The organism is Streptomyces sp. NPDC048361 (genome assembly GCF_040651795.1).
Taxonomy (GTDB): Bacteria; Actinomycetota; Actinomycetes; order Streptomycetales; family Streptomycetaceae; genus Streptomyces.
The window spans coordinates 94,991-105,573 of the sequence record NZ_JBEZKW010000024.1 but is presented as its reverse complement, the minus strand read 5'-3'; the positions used below and the strand labels follow the sequence as shown (position 1 = coordinate 105,573).

Sequence of the window (10,583 nt, the reverse complement as noted above, 5' to 3'; positions counted from 1 at the left end):
CCTGGCCCTTGAGGCCTTGGGGGAGATTGAGGACGAGCGCCCTCAAGGCGCGAACCGGGGTCTGGGGCGGAGCCCCAGGTGCGCCGGGGTCAGGTCAGCGGGAGGCCCGGGGCCGGGTACGTGGCCAGGAGGTCGGCCACCTCGGAGCGGATGGCCGCGAGGGCACCCTCGTCGGCGGACCGGGCCGCCGCGACACCCCGCTCGATCCAGCCCGCGACCAGCGGCATGTGCTCGGCCCCAAGACCCCGCGACGTCAGGGACGGCGTACCGATCCGGATCCCCGAGGGGTCGAACGGCTTGCGGGGGTCGTACGGCACGGTGTTGTAGTTGACGACGATCCCCGCCCGGTCGAGCCCCTTCGCCGCGACCTTGCCCGACACGTCGCGCGAGGTCAGATCCATCAGGATCAGGTGATTGTCCGTGCCGCCCGACACGAGGTCGAACCCCCGGTCCAGCAGCGCCTGCGCGAGCGCCTTCGCATTGGCCACGACCTGGTGCGCGTACGCGCAGAACGCCGGCTGCGCCGCCTCGTGCAGCGCGACGGCGATCGCCGCGGTGGTCTGGTTGTGCGGCCCGCCCTGAAGCCCGGGGAAGACCGCCTTGTCGATGGCCTTCGCGTGCTCCTCGCGGCACATCAGCATCGCGCCCCGCGGCCCCCTCAGCGTCTTGTGCGTCGTCGTGGAGATGACGTCCGCGTACGGCGCGGGCGAGGGGTGGGCGCCGCCCGCGATGAGCCCCGCGATGTGCGCCACGTCCGCGACGAGCACCGCGCCCGCCTCCTTCGCGATCTGGGCGAAGGCGGCGAAGTCGATCGTGCGGGGCAGCGCCGTACCCCCGCAGAAGATCACCTTGGGCCGCTCCTTCAGGGCGAGGTCGCGCACCTCGTCGAAGTCGATGAGCCCCGTGTCCGCCCGCACCCCGTACTGCACCCCGCGGAACCACTTGCCGGTCGCCGAGACGCCCCAGCCGTGCGTGAGGTGGCCGCCCATGGGCAGCGCCATGCCCATCACGGTGTCGCCCGGCTCGGCGAAGGCGAGGTACACGGCGAGGTTGGCGGGCGAGCCCGAGTACGGCTGGACGTTGGCGTGCTCGACGCCGAACAGGGCCTTGGCGCGCCGCACGGCGAGCATCTCGACCTTGTCGATGTTCTGCTGGCCCTCGTAGTAGCGCCGGCCCGCGTACCCCTCGCTGTACTTGTTCTGCAGCACCGTCCCCGACGCTTCGAGGACGGCCGTCGAGACGTAGTTCTCGCTGGGGATCAGGCGCAGGGTGTCGGACTGGAGCCGCTCCTCGGCGGCGACCAGACCGGCCAGCTCGGGGTCGGCGGCCAGCAGGGCGGGGTGGGAAAGGGGAAGGCTCATGGCGTCCTCCGGGGTCCGTGGTCGGGTTCCCGGGGTGCCCAGGCGGGCGGCACCTCTGCGGCAGGCCGCGCGCGGCTCCCCCGGGGTCGCTTCCCCGCTCGCCAGTCGCCGCGCGTACCGACCACCCTACCGGCCGCCTCGAACGGCAAGGTTTCCCCGTCCGGCATCCGAGCGACGATAGAAAAGGGCACCATCGACGCCCCATGCCGCATGACGATCGGAGAACCCGTGTCGACCCACGCAGCGACCGAAGACGCCATCCGTTCCGCCGAGGCACACAGTGCGCACAACTACCATCCCCTGCCCGTCGTCGTCGCCTCCGCCGAGGGCGCCTGGATGACGGATGTCGAGGGCCGGCGCTATCTGGACATGCTGGCCGGATACTCGGCGCTCAACTTCGGCCACGGCAACCGCCGTCTCATCGACGCCGCCAAGGCCCAGCTGGAGCGCGTGACGCTCACGTCGAGAGCGTTCCACCACGACCGCTTCGCCCAATTCTGTACGGAACTCGCGGAGTTGTGCGGCAAGGAGATGGTGCTGCCCATGAACACGGGGGCGGAGGCGGTGGAGACCGCCGTCAAGACCGCCCGCAAGTGGGGGTACAAGGTCAAGGGCGTACCGGACGGGCAGGCGAAGATCGTCGTCGCCCGGAACAACTTCCACGGCCGTACGACCACGATCGTCAGCTTCTCCACCGACCCGGAGGCCCGCGCGGATTACGGCCCCTACACGCCGGGCTTCGAGATCGTCCCGTACGGCGACCTCACCGCGATGCGCGCCGCGGTCACCGACACCACCGTGGCCGTGCTCATCGAGCCGATCCAGGGCGAGGCGGGCGTACTGGTCCCGCCGCCCGGATACCTGGCGGGTGTACGGGAGTTGACGCGCGAGCGGAACGTGCTGTTCATGGCGGACGAGATCCAGTCCGGGCTCGGCCGCACCGGGAAGACCTTCGCGTGCGAGCACGAGGGCGTGGTGCCCGACGTCTACATCCTCGGCAAGGCGCTGGGCGGCGGCGTGGTGCCGGTGTCGGCGGTCGCCGCATCGGCGGAGGTGCTCGGCGTCTTCCGGCCGGGCGAGCACGGCTCGACGTTCGGCGGCAACCCGCTGGCCTGTGCGGTGGCCCTTGAGGTCATCGCGATGCTGCGCACCGGCGAGTACCAGCAGCGGGCCACCGAGCTCGGCGACCATCTCCACCGCGAGCTGGGCCTGCTGACCGGCGGGGGCGCGGTCGAGGCGGTCCGCGGGCGCGGCCTGTGGGCGGGCGTGGACATCCATCCCTCGTACGGCACCGGGCGCGAGATCTCGGAGAAGCTGATGGGCCGCGGGGTCCTGGTCAAGGACACCCACGGCTCGACCATCCGGATCGCCCCGCCCCTGGTCATCAGCAAGGAGGACCTGGACTGGGGGCTGGACCAGCTGCGCTCGGTACTCGACGAGCGCTAGGCACTCAAGCGTCAACTCGGTGTGGCTGAGGGGCAGTTCGAGCCCGCACAGAACACGCTGAGTGCAGTCTTGAGGGTGTTCTCCTGTTCGGGCCACGCGTCGGCGGGGGCGGCGGACAGGACGGCGTACTGATCGCCGCCGGGCGTCAGGAAGGCGTAGTCCGCCACCTGGCGCCGGTGGCCGAGCTCCTGGTTGTCGTAGGCGTACACGAGACGCGCCACCGGTCCGGTGATGCCGGGCACGGTGGCGTCGTCGGCGAGGCTGATCTCCTGATACCCGGGGTTCTTCGCGAGCTCGCCCGAGGTCTGCTTCAGCGCGTCGTACGGGGTGAGGGCGGACCCGCCGAGCGCGTAGACCTGGATCAGCCGCTTGCGGTCGGGGGAGTTGAAGAAGACACCCTTGGCGCCCTGGTCCTCGCGGGTCCAGCCCTGCGGCACGTAGAGCCTGAACCCCTTGGGATCCTGGGCGAGTTGGAAGCCGACGGGCACGGTCGCGCTCGGTGACGCCGACGGTGACGGTGATGCCGTGAGCGACGGGCCGCCCTTGCCGTCACCGGTGCGGTCCGGGGTGTCGGAGGGTGCGCCGGACGCGGACGAGGAGGGTGCGGCCTTGGCGTGGCCGTGGCCGCCGCGCGCCATCAGATAGCCCCCGCCCGCGCCGGCCACCGCGACGACGATCAGCGCGACCAGGACGGCGACGGGCACGCGCCGCCCGCGGCGCGGCTCGGCGGGCGCCAGGGGGTCGGGCCGGTACCCGGACACCGGGTAGCCATCCGGGTTCCAGGACACGGGGTAGCCATCCGGATTCCCGGACACCGGATACCCGTCCGGGTTGCCGGACACCGGATACCCGTTTGGTGTCCGGGAGCCGTCACTCCCCGGCGCGGGCGATGCGGACGGGGGCCCGGGCGGCGCGGCCGGCGCCGGAGGAGCCGCCGGGGGCACCGCCGGGACGGCCGGTGCCTGAGGAGCCGGGGGCCCGGACGTCACGGGCGGAGCCGAGGGCCCGGGCGCCGCCGGAGGAGCCGCGGATCCGGACGTCACCGGCTCCCACTTCTGGGTCTCCGCGTTCCAGCGGACCTCGCCGTGGCCACCGCTCACCGCGCGCTCACCCGCCGATCAGGGCGTGGACGCGCTGGACCAGCGCCTCGCCGGACGCGAGCAGGCCCGTGAGGGAGGTGGCGCCCGCGAGGAGTTCACCGAGCCGGGCCAGACGCCCCGGCGCCGCCCGGCCGTCGGTGCGGATCTCGTCCTCGGTGTCGGCGAGTTCGGCGTCCAGGACGCGGGTGCGGTCGTTGACCACGAGCTGGGTGAGCCCGGCCCTGAACTCGACGATGGCGTCCAGGAGTTGACGGTGGGCCTCGTCGTCGGCGGAGCCCGCGTGGTAGGTGCTGTGCACCGTGTTGTGGTCGCCCACCGAGACCGATCCGGTCACTCCGCTGATCTGCACGGACCGCTGGGCGCGGTCCCGGCGCGCCTGGTCCCGGCCCGCCTGGTCCCGGTCCTGCTGCGTGCTGTCCTCACCCGGCATGGTCATCTCAGCCCTCGTTCGTGACGGTGTTGTGGTCGCCGACGCTGATAGCCCCGCGGGCGTTCTCGATCATGACGCCGCCCTGGGCGATCTGGACGATCTTCTGCTCGAACTGCCCGGTGTCGTAACCGGCTTCGTACAGCGCGCTGCGCACGCCGCTGGTCACCCGGTCCTCGATGGACTTCACGTAGCGCCGGCAGTCCATCGCCTGGAAGAGCGAGGCCTCGGGCGCCGCGGCGAGCTCGCGCACCGAGCGGGCCGGACCGTCGGGCAGCGCCCGCGCGTACCCGCCGGTCAGGCGGACCCAGCCGGAGCCGACGGCGCGGACCAGGACGACCAGGGAGGCCACGAGCGAGCCCGGGGTGCGCCGCAGCGCCCAGCCGGCCTTGCCGAGCGGGGAGCGGCAGCCGAAGTCGTGCGCGGTGCGGTCGGCGCGGAAGAAGTCCTCGCGCAGCGGGGCCAGGATGTGCGGGGCGATCTCCAGGACCAGCATGCCACCCTGGGTGTGGACGCGTACGAAGACGGTGGTGACGAGGTGTTCCTCCCAGCCGCCGACCCGGATCCGCAGGAAGTGCCGGCGCGCCTCGCCGCCCTCCTCCAGAGCGGCCGAGCGGTGCTGCTCGAAGTCGCCGTCCCGGTACGGGGCGGCGGTGCGCGAGGGCAGTCCGTCGACGGGCAGGAAGACGTACTCGGCCACCTCCAGCTGGCGCAGCCGGTCGCGTACGGCGGTGGCCCGGTCCGGCGCGGTCGGCGCGGGGATGCGCAGCTGCGTGATGAGGGGCTCGACGATGCGCAGGATCTCCGCGTTGCTGATCGGCTCGGGGCGTTGTTCGCCGAGCGACTTGCGGGGGCGCAGCTGGATGGAGACCGACCAGGGGTCGAGGGCGTCGCCCGCGCCGCGGAAGGGCGCGTCGGCGCGGTAGACCGCGAGCGGGGCGTGCTGCTCGGCGCGGATCAGGGCGCTGAGGCGCTGGAGCCGGCCGTTGTCGTTGTTCTGCGCGGGGTCGGCGGCGAAGTCCTTGAAGCCGTCCGGGGAGAGCTCGTTCGCCATGATCCGGCCGAGCTGGAGGCGCCGCAGGACCACACAGAGCGCGAGGACGGCGAAGCAGCCGAGGATGCCCCAGCCGAGGCCGGGGCTGAACCCCTCGTCCGCCGCGGTGACGGCGGTGCCGCCGAGGAGCTGGGCGGGCCCCGCGACGAGCGGCGGGACGGCGTTGCCCGAGCTGCCGTAGGCGTCGCCGTACGGGTCCTCGTAACTTCCGTAGGAGTCGTGCGTGGAGGAGTCGTAACCGCCGAAGAGGGAGATGACCACGGCGATGGCGAACACGGTCAGCAGAATGCGGCCCCACCAGCGCAGCAGGAAGGCGGGCACGGTGCGGTACCAGGGCGCGGTGCGCGCCGTGCCGCGGACGAGGCGGCCGACGCCGATGTAGAGGGACGGCACCACGAACAGGAAGAGGATGGCGTAGCGGGTGACGACCGCGCTGAGCACCCAGAAAGCCAACGTGCCGACCGCCCAGGCGAGTTCGAGGGTACGGGCGCGCAGCGCGTGGGCCAGGACGCGGGCCGCGTCGAAGCCGAGCGAGGGCGCGGTGACCCGCTCCTCGTGGACGTACAGCTCGTCGATGACCGCGTCGCGGTACTCCCCGTCGAGATAGGTGCCCGCCGCCATCAGGCGGGTCGCCTCGCTGAGCGAGGGATGCACCGGCGGCAGCCCGCCGGGCCGCGCATCCGACGGTTGTGCCTGCTGCGGCACCTGAGCGTGCGTCATGTCCTGTTCCCCCGGGGCGACGGGCGTACGCCGCATGCCTCAACCCGCTTGGGCGGAAGAGGTGTTCCAGGGCGCCGCCAGCTGGACATGGTAGCGGCGCGTCACCTCGCGCGCCGCCCTGTTCACACCCTTCCCACCACCCTGCGGGGGGCATCACGCGGGAGCAGAAGGGGCACGCGGGGGCGCACCGCGGGTCGGGCGCGGCCCGCCGGGCAACAGCCATGGGACTCGTACGGCCCGCCGGGCGACAGCGGTCGGGCTCTCGCGGTGCGCCACGGCGACGGCCGTCAGGCTCTGATCACGTGTGGCAGGAACCTGGCGTACTCGTCCGTGATGAGCCCCGACGACTCGCGGATGCCCAGCCCCGCCGCCTCGTCCTCCACGACCCATGCCCCGAGGACGACCCGGTTGCCGTCGAAGTCGGGCAGCGGCGCCAACTCCTGGTAGCAGCACGCCTCTTCTGGCGTGGGGGCCGGCCCGGAGCCCGGCGGGTGGAGGGTGACGCCCGCGCCCTCGCGGCCGAGCAGCGGCTTGGCGGCATATCCCCGCCCGGTGGGGAGGTCGCGCGGCCCGTCCAGGTAGGCCGGGACCAGGTTGGGGTGGCCGGGGTACAGCTCCCAGAGGATCGCGAGGAGCGCCTTGTTGGAGAGCAGCATCTTCCAGGCGGGCTCGATCCAGCACGTCGTGCCGGTGCCGCCGCCGTTGTCGAGGGTGTCGAGGACCTGCGGCCCGAACACGTCCGAGGCGAGCCACTCCCACGGGTACAGCTTGAAGCAGGCGCGGATGAAACGGAGCCGCTCGTCGACGAAGCGGCCGGTGACGCTGTCCCAGCCGATGCTCTCCACCGACAGGGCAGCGGTGTCGAGGCCGGCCTGCTCGGCGGTCTCGCGCAGATAGGCGACGGTCATGAGGTCCTCGCCCAGCTCGTCGCTGTCCGAGTGGGCGAAGTGGACGGGCCCGGGCGGCAGCAGCGGGGCCTGGCGCCGCCAGGCCTCGACGAGGCGTTCGTGCAGCGAGTTCCACTGGTCGGCACCGGGGAAGCGGTCCTCCATCCAGAACCACTGCGCGCTCGCCGCCTCGACGAGGGAGGTCGGGGTGTCGGCGTTGTACTCCAGCAGGGTGGCGGGTCCCGTGCCGTCGTACCGCAGGTCGAACCGGCCGTAGAGGGAGGGTAGTTCGGCCCGTCTGCGCCAGGATTCGGCGACCAAGTCGGCGAGGCGGCCGTCCATGATGCCGAGGTCGGCGAAGCGTCCCTTGTCGACGATGTGGGCCGCCGCGGCGAGGCACATGGCGTGCAGCTCCTCGACGGTCTCCTCCAGCGCCTCGACCTCGTCCGGCGTGAAGGAGTAGTAGGCGCTCTCGTCCCAGTAGGGGCGCAGCGAGTCGTCGGGGTAGCGGGTCAGCGGGTAGATCACGCCCTGTTCCTCGACCGTCCGCTGCCAGTCGGGGCGCGGCTGTATGCGATGGCGTTCCATGTGGTGGCCCTACGTCGTTCCTGTGCCCGTGGGGGGCGGGTGGCCGGGTAGCCGGGTAGCCGATGCGGCCGTAGCCCCTCAGCCGTCGGCTACTCGGCTACTCAGTTACTCGACTACTCAGTTGCTCGACTACTGAGTTACTCAGCCGCCACTGCTGCCGCCGTCGCTGCCGTGGCCGAACCCGCCGCGCGAGACCCCGGACTTGTCGAAGGAGCCGCCGGAGAGCTTGCCGCCCCGGCTCTTGCCGCCGTAGTAGTACTGACCGGTGCCGCCGCTCTTGCACTGGTACGACGGCAGTTCCTTGTACGTGTGCGGGTCGACGCACCGCTTGTCGGGCTCGTCGCTGCACGCGGTGAGCGTGGCGGCGAGCACACCCATCCCGCCGAGCACCACCGTGGTGGACCTGAACCTGCGCATCGTGCGACCTCCCCCGTCGACGTACTGGCTTAAGTGGGACGCGTTCGGGCCACACCCTAGTTCCCGGGATCCGGCGACCCACCCCCGGGCTTTCTCCGGCGGCCCGGCCTGCGACTACAGTCCCGGTGTGTTCCTTGGGATGATCTGCGCGCTCGCCTCAGCGGTCTGCTTCGGCACGGCCACCGTCCTCCAGGCCGCCGCGACGCGCGCCGCCGAGCCCAGTACGGGGGCGGGGGCCGGTTCCGGGGTCGACGCGGCGCTGCTGCTGCGCGCGGTGCGCCAGTGGCGCTATGTCGTGGGGCTCGCGCTCGACGGGCTCGGCTTCGTCTTCCAGATCGTCGCCCTGCGCTCGGTGCCGATCTACGCGGTGGGCGCGGCGCTCGCGGCGTCCCTCGCGGTGACGGCGGTGGTCGCGGCGCGCGTCCTGAAGGTACGGCTCTCCGGTACGGAGTGGGGGGCGGTCGCGGTGGTGTGCGCGGGGCTCGCCATGCTCGCACTGTCGGCCGGCGCCGAGGGCGACGACGCAGGCCCGGCCTCGCTGCGCTGGTGGCTGCTGGGCGTTGCGGCGGCGGTGCTGGCAGCCGGGGCGCTCGGGGGCCGGCTGCCGGGACGCGCCCGCGCGCTGGTGCTCGGCCTCGGCGCGGGCTGCGGCTTCGGCGCGGTGGAGGTCGCGGTGCGCCTCATCGACGACCCCTTCGACCTCACCAACCCCGCGTTGTACGCGCTGCTGCTCGGCGGGGGCGCCGCGTTCCTGCTGCTGACGTCCGCCCTGTCGCGCGGCTCGGTCACCACGGCGACGGCCGGCATGGTCATCGGCGAGACCATCGGCCCGGCCGTGGTGGGCGTCGCCTGGCTGGGCGACCAGTCCCGCGCGGGCCTGGGCTGGCTGACGATCGCGGGCTTCGCGGTAGCGGTCGCGGGCGCCCTCGCGCTGGCCCGCTTCGGAGAGGCGCCGGGGACGGCGCCGGCGCCGGTGCGCGAGGGCCAGGGCCAGGGCTAGGGCTTGGGTGCCGTCGGCGGGCGCGCTGCCCCGGCTCACCTCCGAGTGCCGGGCCGCTCCTGGTAGCGGGGGCTCAACGGCCGGACCCGCCTCCCTGGGCGGCGGGTAGCGGGGGGCCCAGCCACCCGCCCCGCGCCCTCAGGGCAGCACCCGCATCAGCGCCTCCAGCGCCCCCGCCCATTCGCTGTCCGAAGGCGTTCCGTAGCCGATGACCAGGGCGTCACGGCGGGGTTCGCGGGCGGCGGGGTGGTGGTAGCGGGAGAGCCCCTCCAGGGCGAGGCCCTGCCAGGTGGCGCCCTGGACCACGGAGCGTTCGGTGCCGGGCGGGAGTTCGAGGAGGACGTGCAGGCCCGCCGCGACGCCGGAGACGTGCAGGTGGGGGGCGTGTTCGGCGAGGGCCGTCACCAACTGGTCGCGGCGGCGCCGGTAATGGAGGCGCATGCCGCGTACGTGGCGGTCGTACGCTCCGGAGGAGATGAACTCGGCGAGGGTGAGCTGGTCGAGAGCGCCGCACGACCAGTCGGCCGCGCCCTTGCCCTCGGCGACCTCGCCCACCAGGTGTTCCGGCAGCACCATCCAGCCGAGGCGGAGCCCGGGGGCGAGGGACTTGCTCACGGTGCCGAAGTAGACGACGTGCTCGGGGTCGAGTCCCTGCAACGCGCCGACCGGCTGGCGGTCGTAGCGGAACTCGCCGTCGTAGTCGTCCTCCAGGATCAGGCCGCCGGTGGTGCGCGCCCAGTCGACGGCCGCCGCCCGCCGGTCGGGCAGCAGCGGAAGACCGATCGGGAACTGGTGCGCGGGCGTCAGCAGCACCGCGCCCACACCGCGCCGCTCCCCCAACTCGCGGGTCCGCGTGCCCAGTTCGTCGAGGGGCAGCGCCGCGGTGCGCAGCCCCGCCTCGGTCAGCACCTTCCAGTGGAAGTCGAGCCCGTACGCCTCGACGGCCACCTCACGCACCCGGCGGGCCCGCAGCGCCCGGCTCATCAGCATCAGCCCGTGCACGAACCCGGAGCAGACCACGATGCGTTCGGGCGAGGCGTACACGCCGCGGGCGCGGGCCAGATAGTCGGCGAGGGCCGTGCGCAGCTCGATCCGGCCGCGGGGATCGCCGAGTCCGAACGCCTCGTGCGGGGCGGCGGTCAGCGCCCGGCGGGCCGCCTTGAGCCATTCGGCGCGCGGGAAGGCGGCGAGGTCGGGCGAGCCCGCCAGCAGGTTGTAGGTGGGGGTGCGGCGGGTGGGGAGGCGGCGGGTGTGGCTGCGGTCCTGGCGGGCCTCGGCACGCCGGGCCACCCGCGTGCCGGAGCCCTGGCGCGCGGTGAGCCAGCCCTCCGCGACCAGCTCGGCGTAGGCGTCGGCGACGGTGTTGCGGGCGACCCCCAGGTCGGCCGCGAGCGTGCGCGAGGACGGCAGCCGGGTACCGGGCGTGAGGCGTCCGCTGCGTACGGCGTCGCGCAGGGCGCCCATGAGACCGGCGCGCAGGCCGCCCGCGCCGCCCAGGTCGATGTGCAGATCGACACCGAGTGTTTCCGTGGAAGTGGCCCAAGATCTCACCATGGAAATGGACCATACCCGTGTGCCACACG

The 10,583-nt window shown here is 73.1% G+C and carries 9 protein-coding genes; 2 read left to right on the top strand and 7 right to left on the bottom strand.

What is annotated here, in order from left to right:
• Positions 1-89 precede the first annotated feature (89 nt).
• A complete protein-coding gene (gene glyA, locus AB0D31_RS16520) occupies positions 90-1,361 on the bottom strand; it encodes a serine hydroxymethyltransferase (protein WP_362722858.1) in 1,272 nt (423 codons plus the stop codon).
• Between the two features lie 210 nt (positions 1,362-1,571).
• Between glyA and rocD the strand changes: the two genes are divergently transcribed.
• On the top strand, positions 1,572-2,807 hold the full coding sequence (gene rocD, locus AB0D31_RS16515) for an ornithine--oxo-acid transaminase (RefSeq protein ID WP_362722855.1): 1,236 nt from the start codon (positions 1,572-1,574) through the stop codon (positions 2,805-2,807).
• 11 nt (positions 2,808-2,818) lie between these two features.
• Here the strand turns inward: rocD and AB0D31_RS16510 are convergent, their stop codons facing one another.
• From AB0D31_RS16510 to AB0D31_RS16490, 5 genes are all read right to left on the bottom strand, one after another.
• On the bottom strand, positions 2,819-3,595 hold the full coding sequence (locus AB0D31_RS16510; protein WP_362722852.1) for a hypothetical protein: 777 nt from the start codon (positions 3,593-3,595) through the stop codon (positions 2,819-2,821).
• Between the two features lie 319 nt (positions 3,596-3,914).
• Positions 3,915-4,343: a hypothetical protein gene (locus tag AB0D31_RS16505; RefSeq protein ID WP_362722850.1), complete on the bottom strand. Its 429-nt coding sequence runs from the start codon at positions 4,341-4,343 to the stop codon at positions 3,915-3,917.
• Position 4,344: 1 nt separating this feature from the next.
• Positions 4,345-6,108, bottom strand: a complete 1,764-nt coding sequence (locus AB0D31_RS16500; protein WP_362722847.1) for a hypothetical protein — start codon at positions 6,106-6,108, stop codon at positions 4,345-4,347.
• Between the two features lie 287 nt (positions 6,109-6,395).
• Positions 6,396-7,583 carry a glutathionylspermidine synthase family protein gene (locus AB0D31_RS16495; RefSeq protein WP_362722844.1) on the bottom strand — a complete coding sequence of 396 codons (1,188 nt, stop codon included), beginning with the start codon at positions 7,581-7,583 and terminating at the stop codon, positions 6,396-6,398.
• 141 nt (positions 7,584-7,724) lie between these two features.
• Positions 7,725-8,000 (bottom strand): hypothetical protein, encoded by a 276-nt coding sequence (locus AB0D31_RS16490; protein WP_362722841.1) that lies wholly within the window; start codon positions 7,998-8,000, stop codon positions 7,725-7,727.
• A gap of 139 nt (positions 8,001-8,139) precedes the next feature.
• Between AB0D31_RS16490 and AB0D31_RS16485 the strand changes: the two genes are divergently transcribed.
• On the top strand, positions 8,140-9,000 hold the full coding sequence (locus AB0D31_RS16485) for a hypothetical protein (RefSeq protein ID WP_362722876.1): 861 nt from the start codon (positions 8,140-8,142) through the stop codon (positions 8,998-9,000).
• 138 nt (positions 9,001-9,138) lie between these two features.
• Here AB0D31_RS16485 and AB0D31_RS16480 read toward each other — a convergent pair whose 3' ends face one another.
• The gene (locus AB0D31_RS16480) at positions 9,139-10,554 is read right to left on the bottom strand and encodes a PLP-dependent aminotransferase family protein (RefSeq protein WP_362722838.1); all 1,416 of its coding nucleotides are present in this window, start codon (positions 10,552-10,554) and stop codon (positions 9,139-9,141) included.
• Positions 10,555-10,583: the final 29 nt, after the last annotated feature.